The 16,067-nt window shown below is 69.5% G+C and carries 15 protein-coding genes; 8 read left to right on the forward strand and 7 right to left on the reverse strand.

All coding sequences use genetic code 11. The features are described 5' to 3' along the window. Nucleotides 1–28 precede the first annotated feature (28 nt). The 3 genes from M2351_RS05010 to M2351_RS05020 are packed head-to-tail and all read left to right on the forward strand — an operon-like array spanning nucleotide 29 to nucleotide 2,600. A complete protein-coding gene (locus tag M2351_RS05010; protein ID WP_264655035.1) occupies nucleotides 29–757 on the forward strand; it encodes a lysophospholipid acyltransferase family protein in 729 nt (242 codons plus the stop codon). Next, entirely contained in the window at nucleotides 754–1,875 is a 1,122-nt protein-coding gene (locus tag M2351_RS05015) for a glycosyltransferase (protein WP_264655036.1), read from the forward strand. The genes M2351_RS05010 and M2351_RS05015 overlap by 4 nt, the downstream gene beginning before the upstream one ends. Further along, a complete protein-coding gene (locus tag M2351_RS05020) occupies nucleotides 1,872–2,600 on the forward strand; it encodes an endonuclease III domain-containing protein (protein WP_264655037.1) in 729 nt (242 codons plus the stop codon). The genes M2351_RS05015 and M2351_RS05020 overlap by 4 nt, the downstream gene beginning before the upstream one ends. A gap of 192 nt (nucleotides 2,601–2,792) precedes the next feature. Here the strand turns inward: M2351_RS05020 and M2351_RS05025 are convergent, their stop codons facing one another. Further along, on the reverse strand, nucleotides 2,793–3,011 hold the full coding sequence (locus M2351_RS05025) for a hypothetical protein (protein ID WP_264655038.1): 219 nt from the start codon (nucleotides 3,009–3,011) through the stop codon (nucleotides 2,793–2,795). A gap of 25 nt (nucleotides 3,012–3,036) precedes the next feature. Beyond that, complete coding sequence (locus M2351_RS05030) at nucleotides 3,037–3,297, reverse strand: hypothetical protein (RefSeq protein WP_264655039.1); 261 nt, start codon at nucleotides 3,295–3,297, stop codon at nucleotides 3,037–3,039. A gap of 191 nt (nucleotides 3,298–3,488) precedes the next feature. Here M2351_RS05030 and M2351_RS05035 point away from each other — a divergent pair, with 191 nt between their 5' ends. Next, entirely contained in the window at nucleotides 3,489–6,134 is a 2,646-nt protein-coding gene (locus M2351_RS05035; protein ID WP_264655040.1) for a glycosyltransferase, read from the forward strand. A gap of 107 nt (nucleotides 6,135–6,241) precedes the next feature. Here the strand turns inward: M2351_RS05035 and M2351_RS05040 are convergent, their stop codons facing one another. The 4 genes from M2351_RS05040 to M2351_RS05055 form a co-directional block, all read right to left on the reverse strand. After that, entirely contained in the window at nucleotides 6,242–7,075 is an 834-nt protein-coding gene (locus tag M2351_RS05040; RefSeq protein WP_264655041.1) for a hypothetical protein, read from the reverse strand. Nucleotides 7,076–7,179: 104 nt separating this feature from the next. Continuing rightward, the gene (locus M2351_RS05045; protein WP_264655042.1) at nucleotides 7,180–7,395 is read right to left on the reverse strand and encodes a hypothetical protein; all 216 of its coding nucleotides are present in this window, start codon (nucleotides 7,393–7,395) and stop codon (nucleotides 7,180–7,182) included. 34 nt (nucleotides 7,396–7,429) lie between these two features. Then, nucleotides 7,430–7,855 carry a hypothetical protein gene (locus M2351_RS05050; protein WP_264655043.1) on the reverse strand — a complete coding sequence of 142 codons (426 nt, stop codon included), beginning with the start codon at nucleotides 7,853–7,855 and terminating at the stop codon, nucleotides 7,430–7,432. A gap of 94 nt (nucleotides 7,856–7,949) precedes the next feature. After that, nucleotides 7,950–8,429 carry a hypothetical protein gene (locus tag M2351_RS05055; RefSeq protein WP_264655044.1) on the reverse strand — a complete coding sequence of 160 codons (480 nt, stop codon included), beginning with the start codon at nucleotides 8,427–8,429 and terminating at the stop codon, nucleotides 7,950–7,952. A gap of 363 nt (nucleotides 8,430–8,792) precedes the next feature. On the opposite strand from M2351_RS05055, the gene M2351_RS05060 reads away from it, so the two are divergent. Then, nucleotides 8,793–9,737: an IS110 family RNA-guided transposase gene (locus tag M2351_RS05060; protein WP_264655045.1), complete on the forward strand. Its 945-nt coding sequence runs from the start codon at nucleotides 8,793–8,795 to the stop codon at nucleotides 9,735–9,737. 274 nt (nucleotides 9,738–10,011) lie between these two features. On the opposite strand, the gene M2351_RS05065 is transcribed toward M2351_RS05060, so the two are convergent. After that, nucleotides 10,012–12,246 carry a DNA topoisomerase gene (locus M2351_RS05065; protein WP_264655046.1) on the reverse strand — a complete coding sequence of 745 codons (2,235 nt, stop codon included), beginning with the start codon at nucleotides 12,244–12,246 and terminating at the stop codon, nucleotides 10,012–10,014. A gap of 21 nt (nucleotides 12,247–12,267) precedes the next feature. Between M2351_RS05065 and M2351_RS05070 the strand changes: the two genes are divergently transcribed. From M2351_RS05070 to fusA, 3 genes are all read left to right on the forward strand, one after another. Continuing rightward, nucleotides 12,268–13,095: a trypsin-like serine peptidase gene (locus M2351_RS05070; protein ID WP_264655047.1), complete on the forward strand. Its 828-nt coding sequence runs from the start codon at nucleotides 12,268–12,270 to the stop codon at nucleotides 13,093–13,095. A gap of 133 nt (nucleotides 13,096–13,228) precedes the next feature. Continuing rightward, nucleotides 13,229–13,576, forward strand: a complete 348-nt coding sequence (locus M2351_RS05075; RefSeq protein WP_209765800.1) for a RidA family protein — start codon at nucleotides 13,229–13,231, stop codon at nucleotides 13,574–13,576. 227 nt (nucleotides 13,577–13,803) lie between these two features. Continuing rightward, nucleotides 13,804–15,948, forward strand: coding sequence for an elongation factor G (gene fusA / locus M2351_RS05080; RefSeq protein WP_264655048.1), 2,145 nt, complete (start codon nucleotides 13,804–13,806; stop codon nucleotides 15,946–15,948). Nucleotides 15,949–16,067: the final 119 nt, after the last annotated feature.

Consider the following 16,067-nt stretch of genomic DNA (forward strand, 5'->3'; position numbering starts at 1 on the left):
CCATCTCCTGCGTTTCTTCGGCGGAGTCATGGCGCGCGCCATGCGCCGGAACTTCCACGCGATCCGTCTCGCCAAGCCCGGCTGGCCGGACCTTCCACTCCACCGCCCGGTGATCGTCTACCTGAACCATCCCTCCTGGTGGGACCCGGCCTTCCTGATCGTGATGGCGACCACGCATTTCCGCGACCGGCCGGGCTATGGGCCGATCGACGTGGCGGGGCTTGCCCGCTACCCGTTCCTCGGCCGCATCGGCCTGTTCGGGATCGAGCCGAACGGCCTTTCAGGCGCCACCGCTTTCCTGCGCACCGCCGGCGCGATCCTGGACGACCCCGACGCCATGCTGTGGATCACCGCGGAAGGCGCCTTCACCGACCCGCGCCGGCGGCCCGTGGCCCTGCGCCCGGGCCTTGCCCACCTCGTGCGGCGGACACCGGGGGCAGTGGTGGTGCCGCTGGCGCTCGAATACCCGTTCTGGAACGAGCGCACGCCGGAGGCGCTGGCCCGCTTCGGAACGCCGATGGACGCCGCCCTGTTCGAGGGCTGGCGCGTCGAGACCCTGAACGCACGCCTGACCCACGCGCTGGAGGACACCATGGACGCCCTGGCCGAGGATGCGCTGAGCCGCGATCCGGAGCGCTTCATCCGCGTCGTCGGCGGCACGGTCGGGGTCGGCGGCCTTTACGACCTGTGGCGACGCGGCAGGGCCTGGGCGACGGGCCGTCCCTTCCAACCCGGCCATGGTGCTTCGGAGCGATGATGGACCTGGCCTGGGTTGCCTTGGGGCTTGCGCTGCTGCCGCTGGTGATGTGTCTGGTGAACATGGCGCTGTACCGGGCGCCGCCGCAGAAGACGGCCCCCAACGCCGCCGTCTCCATTCTCATCCCCGCGCGCAACGAGGAAGCCAGCATTGCCGGGGCGGTGCTGGCCGCGCTGACCCAGCCCGGCGTGGAGCTTGAGGTCATCGTTCTGGACGACCATTCCACCGACAGCACAGCGGCCATCGTCAAGGGTCTGGCCGCGCGCGACCCGCGCGTCCGGCTGGCCTCCGCCCCGCCGTTGCCGCCGGGCTGGTCGGGCAAGCAGCACGCCTGCCACGTGCTCGGCACGCTGGCGCGCCATCCCGTCCTGCTGTTTCAGGACGCCGACGTCCGGCTGGAGCCGAACGCGCTCGCCCGCATGGTGGCGTTTCTCCGCGGCAGCGGGGCGGGGCTGGTCAGCGGCTTCCCGCGCCAGGTCACCGGCACCTTGGGTGAGGCGCTGGTGATTCCGATGATCCATGTGCTTCTGCTGGGCTACCTGCCGATGCCCGGCATGCGGTTCACCGCCCATCCGGGCTTCGGCGCCGCCTGCGGGCAGTTGATGCTGATGGACCGCGACGCCTACGCCGCAGCCGGCGGGCACGCCGCCATCCGCACGTCGCTGCACGACGGCGTGACCCTGCCGCGCGCCTTCCGCCGCGCCGGCTGGCGGACCGATCTGTTCGACGCCACCGACCTCGCCCGTTGCCGCATGTACCAGGGCTTCGGACAGGTCTGGGCCGGCTTTTCCAAAAACGCCACGGAGGGCATGGCGACCCCCGCGGCGCTGCCGGTCTGGACCGTGCTGCTGTTCGGTGGCCATGTCCTGCCCTGGCTTCTCCTCGCCCTCGGTCCCGGCCTCGTGCCCGCTCTGGCGGCCGGGGCGGGGCTCGCGATACGGCTTTTGCTCGCCGTCCGCTATCGCCAGAGCTTTTTGGGCGCGCTTCTGCATCCGGTCGGCGTGTTGGTGATGCTGGCGATCCAATGGACCGCGCTGGTCCGCTCCGCCGTCGGCCGCCCCTCCGTCTGGCGGGGCCGCGCCTACCCGACCAGCCCCTTGCACGGAAGCGACGGATGACCGACTCCCTTCAAGACAAGCTTCTGGAAATCCACCGCCGCCTCTGCCTGATCTTCGGCTGTCCGGTGGCCTATTTCCGGGCGCTCGACCCTTTGAGCGAGCTGGTCTCCTCGCTCCTGTCGCACCGCACGCGCAACGCCGCCTCAGGGGCGGCCTTCCGCGCATTGCGCACGCGCTGGAACGGTGACTGGGCCGCGGTGCGCGACGCCGACCCGGCGGAGGTGGAGGCGACCATCGCCGGCGTCACCTGGCCGGAGCAGAAGGCCCCGCGCATCCAGGCGATCCTGCGCCGGATCACGGAGCTGCGCGGCGAACTGTCGCTGGATTTCCTGGCGGAACTGTCGGTGCCGGAGGCGCGCGCCTGGCTGGAGGAACTTCCGGGCGTCGGCCCGAAGACGAGTGCGGCGGTTATGAGCTTCAGCAGCCTGCGCCGCCCGGCCCTGCCGGTGGACAGCCACCACCACCGCGTGGCGGTGCGCACCGGCCTGATCCCGGCGTCGGTCGCGGTCGGCCCCTCGCACCGGATCCTGGAAGCGCAACTGCCGCCGGACTGGACGGCGCAGCAGATCTACGACAACCACGAGGTACTGATGCTGCACGGCCAGCGCGTCTGCAGCTACCGCGATCCCGCCTGCCACCGCTGTGTCCTGCTGGAACTGTGCCCGACCGGGCAGGCCAGGATGGGCGGGGCGGAGCCTGTCTCCCTCTCCCCTCTGGGGCGCTGAGCCGACGGCCGAAGGCCGGACGGGCACCGAAGGTGACCGTAGGCGAAGCGAGGTCGCGAGACTTGCGAGCGACCTGGGTAGGGGTGAGGGGGCGGCCGCAAGGGCGTCCACCTACGCACCTTGCAGCGCTGGTCCGGCCTTCGGCCGCCCCCTCATCCTAACCTTCTCCCCGGAGGGGAGAAGGAACTATGGTCACCCCTGGCCGCCCTGGTCCTTGAACTTGTCCGCCTTGCGGCGGTCGTCCTCGATTTCTTTGGCCATTTCCTGGCCGATCTTCGGGTCGATGTCCTTGGCCTGGTCGGCCAATTCCCGCGCCTTGCGGGTGTCGCCGTCGGCGGCCTTTTCGATGGCCTCCTCGGCGAGGTCGTGGGCCTTCTTGTGTTCCGGGCTCTGCTCGTGCTTGCCGGCCATATCCGTTTCCTTTTCCTCTTGAGTCTCAGTTCACCAGGCCGCCGGAGCGCGGCGGGTTGGGCATGAAGGGCGCCTTGCGCTCGCCGCCCGCACCGCCGCCGGATTCCGCGGCCGCGTCGAGCATCGCCTCGGCCTGCTTCTGGATCGCGGCGGCGCGGGCGCGGTCGATGGGGTCGGGGTTGCGGGCCTGCGCGTAGTTGGCGGCCTGTTCGGCGAGGTCGAGCGTTTCCACGACCTCCTCCATGGTCTCCTCCAGCGCGTCCACATCGACTTTCTTGCTGGTCATTCTCCCGTCTCCGGTCCTTGTGGTCGGTCCAGCCAACAGGAGCGGAGCACCAGCCGTTCCCTGCCGTAACCGCGCAAAGTCCGCGTCCGAAAAATCTGCGCAGCCTGTGGGAATAGTTTTTTGCGGTGCACGTTCGTCTCAGTGTCCGGTGGCGCCCGCCACCCTTCTTCCAGGCTTGCGAACCTCCCCACATGAGCAACCCGAAGCGTTCGATCCGGTCTGCGGCGCTGGCCGCCGCCATGCTGGCTGTGACTGCCGGCCACGCGTCCTTCTGGTCCTGGCGCAACGCGCCCACTCCTGTGGATGCGCAGCCGGGACGCATCGAATCCGTGTCCTATTCCCCGTCGGGCCGTGACTACGACCCCAACCACCAGCCGGTGGTCGACGAGACGGAGATCGACAAGGACATGACCGCCATCGCCGGCTTCGCCGACGGCGTGCGCACCTACTCCACGCTGGGCTCCCAGGGCGAAGTGCCGGCCATCGCGGCCAAGCACGGCCTGGATGTCTCGCTGGGCGTCTGGCTCAGCAAGGACATGGCCCGCAACGAGCAGGAAGTGACCCGCGCCATCACGCTGGCGAAGACGGTGCGCGGCATCACCCGCATCGTCGTCGGCAACGAGACGCTGCTGCGCGCCGAGCTGACCGACAGCCAGCTGGCCGGCTACGTCAAGCGCGTCCGCGCCGGGGTGCCGAAGCACATCAAGGTCGGCACCGCCGACGTGTGGTCGGAGATCGTCAAGGCGAACGAGACGATCAAGGCGTCGGACTACATGGGCGTCCACGTCCTGCCCTACTGGGAAGGCGTGCCGGCCGACAAGGCGCTGACCTGGATCCGCGACCGGCTGGACACCGTGCGCAAGGCGCACCCGGGCAAGCCGCTGTTCGTCGGCGAGGTCGGCTGGCCGTCGGGCGGCGAGAACTTCCACGACGCCTACGCCACGCCGCAGTCGCAGGCCTTCATCGTCCGCAACTTCGCGGCCGAGGCCGGCATGCTCGGCATCGACTACAACGTGGTCGAAGCCTTCGACGGCGTCTGGAAGTCGACCATCGAGGGCTCGCCCGGCCCGACCTGGGGCGTGCTGGACGCCGACCGTGCGCCGAAGTGGCCGCTGGCCGGCGACGTTCCGGCCCCCTACGGCGACCGCGTCGGCGCCGCCGTGGCGCTCGGCCTCGGCCTTGCCCTGTCGGCCTTCGTCGCCTTCCGGCGGCGGACGGGCCTGGGCTACGCGCTGGCCGCCTCGGCGGGCGCCAACATCATCGGCTTCGGCGTGGGTTCCGCCGTCGCCGGCGCCTACGGCGAGTACCTGACCTTCGGCGCCGCGACCACCTGGGGCTCCGCCTTCGCGCTGGGTGCCTTGATGATGGGCGTCGCCTTCGCCGACCTGACCGACGTTGTCCGGCGCCTGTTCACCGGCCGTGCGCCGGAGCTGCTGCCGCGGGTTCCCGCCGTGCCGGAGCACAAGCCGATGGTGTCCATCCACGTCGCCGCCTGCCGCGAGCAGCCGGACGTGCTGGCCGCCACGCTGACCTCGCTCGCCCGGCTGGACTACCCGAACTACGAAGTCGTCGTCCTCATCAACAACACCGAGGACGAGGAGCTGGTGCGCCCGGTCGAGGAGCTGTGCGCCGAGCTTGGGCCGAAGTTCAAGTTCCACTGGTACAAGAAGATCAGCGGCTTCAAGGCCGGCGCGCTGAACGCGGCGCTGCGCCACACCGACAAGGATGCGGAAATCGTCGCCGTCCTGGACGCCGACTACACCGTGTCGCCGGATTGGCTGAACAAGCTGGCCCCGACCTTCGCCGACGCAAACGTGGGCATCGTGCAGGCCCCGCAGGAGCACCGCGATGGCTATGAGACCCCGCTGAAGGCCGCGATGACCGCGGAGTACCGTCCCTTCTTCGACGTCGGCATGCAGGAGGGTCTGGCGACCCAGGCCTTCATCTGCCACGGCACGATGATCATGCTGCGCCGTTCCGCCATGGAGCAGGTCGGCGGCTGGTCGGAAGAGGGCATCTGCGAGGACACCGAGCTTGGCATCCGCATCCTGTCGGCCGGCTACCGCGCCGCCTACACGGACGAGCGGCTGGGCGAGGGCCTCGCGCCGGACAACTTCATGCAGTTCCGCAAGCAGCGCGACCGCTGGGTGTTCGGCTCCACGCAGATCCTCCGCGCCCACTGGCGGAAGTTCCTGCCGGGCTCCACGGCGCTTACCACCGGGCAGAAGGTCGGCTACCTGACCAACTGGGCGCGCTGGTGGTCGGACGCGGTGGGCGTGATCGCCGCCGGTGCCGCCATCGTCTGGACCTTCGCCTCGCTGGTCCTGCCGCTGCACCTGCCGCCGGTCCAGGCCACCGCCGCGGTGCTGGGCGCCCTGGTCCTGCGCGCCGGGTCGAGCCTCCTGGCCTCCCGCTACGCCTCGGGCAACTCGTGGAAGGAGAGCGTTGGCGCCTGCGCCGTCGGCATGGCGCTGTCCACCACGGTGGCGATGGCGGCCCTGCGCGGCGTGATCCGCAAGCGTGACGCCTTCCGCGTCACCGCCAAGGGCGGCAAGCGGGCCCCCAGCCGCTTCTGCGCCAAGCCGGAAGCCTGGATGTCCGGCGGCCTGCTGGCGGCCTCGGCCACCGCGGCCCTGGTGAACCCGCTGGGCACCCTGTCGCTGGAGCTGTGGTCGGCCCTGCTGTTCGCCATGGCGGTGCCGAACCTGATGGCGGTGGGTTTCGCGGTCACCGACATGCTGCCGGCCCGTGCCCCGCGCCCGGCCCCGCTGCCGGCTCCCCAGACGGTCGGCCAGCCCGCCACCCAGCAGCCGGCCCGCGACGCGGTCACCGCGTAACATCCCTCCCGCAGCGAAAAGGCCCTCTCCCCCGACCGGGGAGAAGGCCTTTTTCTTTTTTCTCCATCCCCCGCTGGGCGGGGGAGGGTCGGGGTGGGGGCCGAAGGTCAGCGCTTCCCGCGCTTCTGCACGCTGGTGAAGTTCTGGATGGCGATGTTGCCCTGGCCGATGGCGCCGTTGAAGGCGCTGTTCACGTTGTTGACTTGCACGCCGCCGTTGGCCAAGGCCGCCGGCAGGTGGGGCAGCGGGCCGAAGGTCGACATGATTGGGTCGATGCCCGCCGGTCCGGCGCCAGCCCCCAAACCCGCGGGGAACTTCGGCGGCGCGGGCGGCTTCGGCGGCGTGATCACCGGCGGCGCAGGCGGGGCGGCCGTCTGCGTGGGGGCGGGGACGGCAGCGGCCGGTGCGTGCGACGGCGCTTCGGCCTGCTGGGTCTGGATACCGGTAGTCTGGGTGCCGGGGTCGGCCACGAAGGCGCCGCCCTGCTGGACGCTCTGGGCGGAGACGTTGCCGTCCCCGAAGGTCAGCGACAGCGAGCTGTCGAAGTTGTTCACGATGAAGGGCGCGTCGATGAAGTTGAAGTTCGGGGTGATCGGCTCCGGCGGCGGCTGGCGGCTGGCGGACAGCGCCTGGCCCTTGTTGAAGCCGCCCAGGAAACCGGCGTCGCCGCGGATCTTGGTGATGGCCTGCTGCGACAGCTCCTTGCGGCTGACGTTCGGGTTGGTGACCGTGGCGCCCGGAGGAGCCCCGCGCGGGGCGGCGTTGGCGAAGACCGGCTGGCGCGGCATCAGGGGCGGCATGCCCATCCCCATGCCCATCGACATGCCGACCGTGGCGCCCAGCCGCGGGTCGACCGCGAACCCGCCCGCATCCTGCGCGGCGGCGGTCCCGCCCAGCAGCGCCAGAGCGGCAAAACCGGAGAGCAGAGCGGTGCGGACCATCGTGGGCTCCTTCGTTCGGCGGGCTTGGTGTCGTGAGGGCATCCTAGGCGAGTGGCCGGCGCCCCGCTGTGAGGCGGGCCACATCCGGCGCATGACACCGGGTTTCAGTGGACGCTGAGCGCCCGCAGGTCCTGCTGGGTCATGGCGGCGTCGGCCAGCTCGCGGCTGCGGAACTGCCAGAGCTTCGTCCCGTCGGCGCCATAGGCGACGTAGCGGGTCCGCCCCCGGCGGGTCACCGCCTTGACGTAGGCGTGGTCGAACAGGCCGAACTTGGCGAGGCGGTCGCGGACGACGGCCTCCAGGCTGTCGGGAAGGGGCATGACGGGGCCCTCCGTTCCGGCCGCTCGCGTGCGGCTAATCAAGGGAAACCACCAATTGGCCGACGCGGACGGTTAGACCGTGGGCATCTTCCTCGACACGCGCCTCCTCCTCGAAGCGGGCCTTGCGGCCGAAGGGACGGTCGGGTGTGGGCCGGGCCTCCGGCGCCAGGGACGGCATCTGGGGCATCGGTGGCGTGGTCAACGGCTTCAGATCAGGCTGCGCGGAGCTGCGGCGGCAGGAGGTGTTGCCGTTGACCGTCTCGCAGCTCAGCACCCCCGGTCCGGTCGTGCAGGTCGTCTTGTCGTTCAGCGTCTGGCAGGACAGGTTGCCGCGGCTGCACGCCGTCTTGCCGTTGACCGACTGGCAGGCGAGGGATTCGGCGCCCGCGGGGTGGGGAGCGGCGGTCAGGAGCAGGATCGCGGCGACGGGGCCGAAAGCCGGCAGGGCGAGGCGAAGCATGGTGGAAGCTCTCCCTTGATTCCATGACGACTGGTCGCGGGACATGGAAAGGGATGCCGCCGGACGGTCCGGCGGCATCCGGTTCGACGACGGATCAGCGGCCCTTGAGCCCGAAGACGCTCTGGCCGGCGGCGTTGCCGATGCCCGCGGCGACGTTGGTGTTCACGTTGACGTTGGTGTCCACGAGGCTGCCGCCCTTGCCGAAGCCGATGGACACGCCGGCCACGCCCTGCTTGGCCTTGTTGCCGATGCCGGCGGCGGTGTTGGTGTTGACCCCGACGTTGGTGGAGACCAGCGGAGCCCCGCCGCCCGCACCGAAGGCCGCGCCCGGTCCGAAGGGGAAGCCGCCCTGTTGCAGGCCGAGGCTCTGCTGCTGCGCCTTGTTGCCGATGCCGGCGGCGGTGTTGGTGTTGACGCCGACGTTTGTGCTGGTCAGCTGCGACGCGGCGAAGGGGTTGAAGGGGCCACCCATCCGCGGGGTGATGGGCAGGCCGCCCGTCTGGATGTCCAGGGCAAAGGCCGGGGCGGTGAGCAGGGTGGCGGCAGCGGCGGCGATCAGAGTCAGGCGGCGCATGGGATGGTACTCCTCCGAACATTGCGAAGCCGGGCTGATGCCGCGGCGGGGTCGATGGCCGGAGGATAGGGGAGCGCCGGGCGCGCCGCTGTGGCCTGGGCCACAGGTTGGGGGAGATTGCCGGTAAGTGGTCGCGCTCGGAGGCTGGGAGGTGGTCGCGTTGGGCTCCCCCTCCCAACCTTGTATGTTGGAACAGCATTAGAGTGAAACCCGGCTGGCGCGCGGCCGCGCGCCAGCCGGGTTGACCGACCCCGTTACCAACCCGTCTTCAAAGCCGTGGGGGAGCTTGGGGCGGTCAACCTTCCTTGGAGACCGAACGGTTGCTTGGGGCGTGACCCCGCAGCACAAGGAAGGAGCGCAAGGATGACACACCTGATCCCGTCTGTCGGCCTCGATTGTGGCCGGGATTGGCTCGATGCCGCCCTGTTCCCCGGCCCGGCCCGCCTGCGCGTCGCCAACACCTCGGAGGGGCGGAGCGCGCTGGCGTCCTGGATCCGCGAGCGCGGTCTCGCCCGCGTCGGGGTCGAGGCCAGCGGCGGCTACGAGCCCCCGGTCCGCGACGACCTGGGCGCGGCCGGCTTGGCCGTTCACGTCCTCGATGCGGCCCGCGTGCGCCACTTTGCCAAGGCCAAGGGCCGGCGTGCCAAGTCGGACGCCATCGATGCTCCGCTGATCGCCGAGTTCACCGCCACCCTGATCGACGGCCCGCCCACGGCGCCCGACCACGGACGGGAGGCGTTGGCCGGCTTGCTGCGTCTGCGCCGGCGGTTGGTCGATCAGAGTGCCGATCTGCGCAAAGCGGCGGTCGGCCTGCCGAGGGAGGCCGAGGCCACCGTCGGCGGCGCGCTCGCGGCGTTGGACCAGGCGGTGGCCGCCGTGGAAGCGCTCATCACCCGGCGGGTGGCGGCCGACAGGGCGCTCGGAGAGCGCGTCGCCGCGCTTCAGAGCGCCCCGGGCATTGGGCCGGTGACGGCGACGACCCTGGCGGTTCGGCTGCCCGAATTGGGGGCACTGAGCGGCGCCAAAATCGCCGCGCTGGTGGGGGTGGCGCCCTATGCCGCCGACAGCGGCGAGCACCATGGCGAGCGCCACATCGCCGGCGGGCGCACCGATGTGCGCCGGGCGCTGTATATGGCGACGCTGACCAGCGCCGTCCGTGGCCGCGGCGTCCTGGCGCGGTTCTATGCTCGACTGATCGCCTGCGGCAAGAAGCCCAAGGTGGCGTTGGTCGCCTGCATGCGCAAACTGCTCGTCCGCCTCAACGCCATGCTCGCCCACCACCAAACTTGGCACGAGCAGACCGCCTAGAGGCCGACGGTCGGCGCTCGCCGCCGACCACATGCCCAGCCCAGCGAACCGGGGGCGCGGACCGGTCAAGGCCGCAGCCGCCCGCAGGGCGGGCGCGCGCCAGCGCGAGCCTTGACAGGGAGCACCCCCGGTTCACTCACCACCTCCCAGAAAACACGGTTGCTCCCCCCACTTCGCGGGGGGAGGAGCTTATTCGCGAAGCGGCGGAGTTCCCTCCCCCGTCGAAGATGGGGGAGGGTTAGGGTGGGGCCCAGCGCCCGCACTTACGTAAAGATCATCCCCGCGCGTGCTGGTCCAGGAACTGGCGGCAGCTGTCGAAGTCCTGCAACACCGCGTCTGGAAGCTCCACGCCCTTGCGGTCGGCGAGGCTGCGGGCGAAGGCGACCATCTTGTCGGTCGGAGCCTTGCGGCGACCGGTGCTGGCGGGCGGAGCGGAGGGGGCAGGCTCGGACACCGTCGCGACTGCAACCGGCGCCGCAGCGGCTTTCGCCTTGCGGGTGCGGCGCGGCTTCGGCGCCTCGCCCTCGATACCCGCTTCCAGCGCAACCGTCTTCACCGCCCGCTTGCGCGTTCGGGGAGCGCCGGAAACGCCGGCCCCGCCACGGGGAGCGCTGGCCCGCCGTCGCCCGCCCGCACCGCGCGCCGCGCGGACCGGAGCACGGACGCCCAAATCCACCGCGGGCCCGCGGTTGCCGACCAGCGCGCCGATCAGCCGCCCGGCCTCGTCGGCGATGCCGTCGATGACCGTGCGGAAGTCGGCGCGGCCGGTGACGACCTCGTCCAGCTTCATCTCCCACAGCGCGGTGGTGCCCGGATCGACGAGCGTCGGGGCGGCGCCGCGCAATGTCTCGAACAGCTGGAGCCCGGCCGGGGTCGGCACCAGCCACTTGCCGTCGGCGCCCATCAGGTTCTGCCGGCGCAAGCCCTTGATGATCTCCGCGCGGGTCGCCGGGGTGCCGATGCCCTTGGCCTCCTTCAGCCGGTCGCGCAAGGCGGGATCCTCGACGAAGCGCCAAGCGTTCTGCATGGCGTCGACCAGCGTGCCCTCGTTGTAGCGTGGCGGCGCCTGGGTGCGCTTGGCCTCCACCTTCGGGTCAGACAGCGCGGCCGATTCGCCGTGGGTGAGCGGGGGCAGCGTCTGCTCCGCCTCTTCCTCCGGCTTGCCGTCCGTCTCGGCGGAGCCGAAAGCGGCCTTCCAGCCGAGCTTCAGCGGGATGCGGCCGACCGCGCGGAAGACCACCGGCTTCCCCTCAACCGGCACATCCATCAAAACCGTCGTCTGCCGGTACTCGTAGTCCGGCATCACGGCCGCCAGATAGGAACGGCAGATCAGCGCAAACAGCCGCTTCTCGTCGTCGGTCAGGCGGTTCAGCCGTGTTTCCAGGTCGTCCAGCACGTTGACGTTGGGCACGATGGCGTGGTGCGACACGCCCTCCAGCGCCTTGTCGGAGAAGTGGCCGGACTTGCCCCGGCGGATCACCGGCCGCGACAGGTCCAGGTGCGCGAAACCGCGCAGGCGGGTCAGGGCGCCGGTGATGGCCGGCACGTCGGCGATCTGGTTCTCCGACAGATAGCGCGCCTCCGCGCGCGGGTAGGTGATCAGCTTCTTGCCGTCGCCGTCGTAGAGTTCCTGCGCGACCTCCAGCGTCCGGTCGGCGGTCCAGCCCCAGCGCTGGCCGCAGGTCTTTTGCAGGGAGGGCAGGTCGTAGAGCTTCGGTGGCCCCTGCCGCTTCTCCTCCACCTCCACCGACAGCGGGCCGGCGTGGCCGTCCGCCGCGCGGGCGATGGCCTCCGCGCGGGTGCGGTCCTTGATGCGGTCCTTCGGCGGCGGGCCGTGGCGCATCTGGAAGCTGCCGTTGGCGGCCGTCGCCGTAGCCACGACCTCGAAGTAGTCCTCCGGTTTGAAGTTGCGGATCTCCAGCTCGCGCATGCAGACGATGGCCAGCGTCGGGGTCTTCACCCGCCCGACGCCGATCACCCCGCGTGTGCCCGGCGCCAGCAGCGTCTTGGTCGCCGTGCGCGTCAGGGAGAGATTGAAGATCTGGTCGGCCTGCTGGCGCGCCACCGCCGCCTCGTAGAGCGGGCGCAGCTCGGCGTTCGGCTTCAACTTCGCGAAGGCGTCGCGGATCGTCTTGGGATCCTGCGCGGTGAACAACGCGCGCTGCACCCGGCCGCGATAGCCGACATGCTCCAGGATCTCCTGCCCGATCAGCTGCCCCTCGCGGTCGCAGTCGGTGGCGAGGATCACTTGGTCGCAGCCCTTCAGCGCCGCCCTGATGGCCGCCAGTTTCGCCGATTTGTTACCGCCGCTGTCGGGCCGCGTCGGGTACAGTCCGTCCGGCTTCAGCAGGGTGGAGGACCAGCGCTTCCACTCCGGATTCACCTCGTCCGGCTCGGCAAGCCGCAGCAGGTGACCCTCGGCCGGCAGAATGCGCCCGTAGCGCTCGCCCAGCGCGGCGCGCAGGTCCTTCGCTTGGCTGGATTTTTCCGTGATGATCAGCGTGGCCATGGCCGCCAGGATAATGCGAAAATGAAAACGTATCAAGAACGTGTGTGCGGCCTTCTGGCGGCCGTTCTTCTGACCCTTTCGACCTCTTCGGCCCTCGCGCAGGCCCCGGCGCTGCCGGGCATAGGGGCACAGGACCGGCGCGCCGCGGTTGACACGACCGAGGCGCCCTGGCGCAGCCTCGTCAAGGTGCAGACCAACCTGGGCAGCCGCTGCACCGGGGTGCTGGTGGCGCCGCGCCGGGTGGTGACGGCGGGCCACTGTCTTTTGAATCGCGCGCAGCGGTTCCTGCCGGCCTCGTCGCTCCACGTCCTGTTCGGCTACGACCGCGGCGATTACCGGGAGCATCGGACGGTCGCGTCGCTGGCCGTCGGCGGCCCCTTCGACCCCGGCCATCGGCCGGAGGGGCTTGCCCGCGACTGGGCGGTGCTGACGCTGTCCGGTGACGCGCCGGCCGGAGTCGAGCCGTTGCCGCTCGTCCGAGTCCCGCCGGAACCGGGCACGCCGCTGATGCTCGGCGGCTACAGCCAGGACAAGGCGCAGATCATCACCGCCGACACCGCCTGCGCGGCTCTCGGCCTGGCGCGGGCAGGGCAGGGGCAAGGTCAGGGATTGCTGATCCACGATTGCAACGGCACGCGCGGGGTCAGCGGCGCCGCGTTGCTCGTCCGCGTCCCGGACGGCCAGGAGGGCGCGTGGGGTGTGGCGGGGGTCGCCGTCGCCGCGCAGAACAGCGCCGCCCCGCGCAACATAGCCGTGCCCGCCGCAGCCTTCGCGGACGTTGCCGGTGGGGCTGTCGAAGGGACCGCGCTGGTGGGGAAAGCGCCCGTGGATACGCCCTCTTTGCGGTGAAAAGTCGCCTTTTCGCGCTGTTACAAGGGCGCGGGGCAGCTTTGAGCGGTGAAACCGCATTTTTTGCTATGTGGTTGGTCGTGAATCGCATAGACGTACGCGCGTCAAAGACCCCGTACCCGGAGCCGTACCCATGTCGATCCAGCGCTTCCATACCGGACCGCGCATGAGCCAGATGGTCATCCACAAGGACACGGTCTATCTGGCCGGCCAGGTGGCGAATGATCCGACTCAGGACGTGGAGATGCAGACCCGTCAGATCCTGGGCCAGATCGACGCCCTGCTGGCCGAGGCCGGAACGGACAAGTCCAAGCTTCTGTCCGCCACCATCTACCTGGCGGACATCGCGACCTTTGGCGCCATGAACAAGGCGTGGGACGCGTGGGTCGACCAGGCCAACGCACCGGCCCGCGCCACCGTGGAAGCCAAGCTGGCCGCGCCCCAGTATGTCGTTGAAATCCAGGTGACCGCAGCCAAATAAGCTGCGTGAACGGGGCGACCCGGCTCCCTCGGTTGGGGTTTGCCGGCGTGGCCCACTGTCTGTGAGGGCCTCGCTTCGAAAAAATCCGGAAGGACATGACCTTCCGGATTTACAGAATGTTAATCACGCCTTAACAGATCACCCGTAAAACCCCGACCAACCTTGCCGCCGGAGCGGACGACCACCGTTGCGCTTCGATAGCCGCGTTACAGTAATGGATCCGCAACATGCCGCGCCAAACGCCTCTTTCTGACATCCGCAACATCGGCATCATCGCCCACGTCGATGCCGGCAAGACGACGACCACCGAGCGCATCCTGTACTACACCGGTCGTAAGCACACGATCATCGACGTCCATGAGACGAAGGATCTCAAGACTTCGACGACGACCGACTACATGGAGCAGGAGCAGAAGCGCGGCATCACGATTCAGTCGGCTGCCGTCTCGGCCTTCTGGCGCGGCAAGAAGATCAACGTCATCGACACCCCGGGCCACGTGGACTTCACCATCGAGGTGAACCGCTCGCTCCGCGTGCTCGACGGCGCGGTCGTGGTGTTCGACGGTGTCGCCGGCGTGGAGCCGCAGTCGGAGACCAACTGGCGCCTCGCGGACAACTACAACGTCCCGCGCATGTGCTACGTCAACAAGATGGACCGTTCGGGCGCGAACTTCCGTCGCTGCGTCGACATGATCAAGAACCGCCTGGGCGCCCGTCCGCTCTGCCTGCAGGTTCCGCTGGGCTCGGAAGACAACTTCCGCGGCATGGTCGACCTGATCGAGATGAAGGCCTACGTCTGGTTCTCCGACGACAAGGACAGCAAGTGGGAGATCTGGGAGATCACCGACGATCTCGCCCAGAAGCTCAACCTGACCGTCAAGGAAGACCTCGACAACATTGAGAGCATCGCGGATCTGCGCCAGGAGCTGGTCGACACCGCCCTGGAGCAGGACGACGCCGCGATGGAGGCCTACCTGGATTCCGGTGAGGAGCCGTCGGCCGACGTGCTGCGCGCCTGCATCCGCAAGGGCACGATCACCAGCACCTTCACCCCGGTCCTCTGCGGCTCGTCCTACAAGAACAAGGGCGTGCAGCAGGTCCTGGACGCGGTCGTCGATTTCCTGCCGGCCCCGACGGATGTCGAAGCCATCAAGACGGTGGACGAGGACGGCAACGCGAACGGCGAGCGTCTCAGCTCCGACGACGCGCCCTTCTCGGCGCTGGCGTTCAAGGTGCTGAACGACACCTACGGCTCGATGACCTTCATCCGCGTCTATTCGGGCGTGCTGACGAAGGGCATGTCGATCCTGAACTCGACCCGCGGCAAGCGCGAGAAGATCGGCCGCATGGTCGAGATGTTCGCGAAGGAAGCCAACCCGATCGAGGAAGCCCGCGCCGGCGACATCATCGCGCTCGTCTCCCTGCAGGAGACCGAGACCGGTGACACGCTCTGCGACGCCTCCGCGCCGGTGATCCTGGAGCGCATGCGCTTCCCGGACCCCGTCATCAGCGTGTCGGTCGAGCCGAAGACCAAGGGCGAGCAGGAGAAGTTCTCCATCGCGCTGGGCAAGATGGTCCGCGCGGATCCGTCGCTCCGCCTGGAGACCGACCGTGAAACCGGCCAGACCATCCTGCGCGGCATGGGCGAGCTGCACCTGGAAGTGACGCTGGACCGCATGCGCACGGAGTTCGGCGTGGAAGGCAACATGGGCAAGCCCCAGGTGGCCTACCGCGAGACGATCACCAAGCCGGTCGAGTACACCTACACCCACAAGAAGCAGACCGGTGGTTCGGGCCAGTTCGCCGAGGTGAAGATCGTCTTCGAGCCGCGCGAGCGTGGTGAAGGCTTCGAGTTCAAGGACGAGACGGTCGGCGGCTCGGTGCCGCGCGAATACGTCCCGTCGGTCGCCAAGGGCCTGGAGATGCAGAAGGAAGAGGGCGTGCTCGCCTCCTATCCGACTGTGGACTTCCGCGCCCGCCTGGTGGACGGCAAGTACCACGACGTCGACTCGAACGCCCTGACGTTCGAAATCGCCGCCAAGGCTTGCTTCCGCGAGGCCCTGAAGCTCGCCGCCCCGATCCTGCTCGAGCCGGTCATGAAGGTCGAGATCGTCACCCCGGACGACTACCTGGGCGACGTCATCGGCGACGTGAACCGCCGCCGCGGCACGGTGCTGGGCCAGCTGGAGCGTGGCGCCAACATCGCCGTCGAGGCCCATGTGCCGCTGAACGAGATGTTCGGCTACATCGGCCAGCTGCGTGGCATGACCTCCGGCCGTGCGTCCTACACGATGGAGTTCAGCCACTACGAGCCGGTGCCGCGCAACGTCACCGACGAAATCGTGGCCGGCCGCAACAGCAAGGCCGCCTGATTTCAGGCCCAGCCTTGATCTGTGGTTGTTGAGAAAAACGGCCGGCGGAGCGATCCGCCGGCCGTCTTTCGTTTCCTGCGTGCGACGCATGGGTGAGTTGCCCTTCTTACGGCGATTAT

It is taken from the genome of Azospirillum canadense, from assembly GCF_025961225.1.
Taxonomy (GTDB): Bacteria; Pseudomonadota; Alphaproteobacteria; order Azospirillales; family Azospirillaceae; genus Azospirillum; species Azospirillum canadense.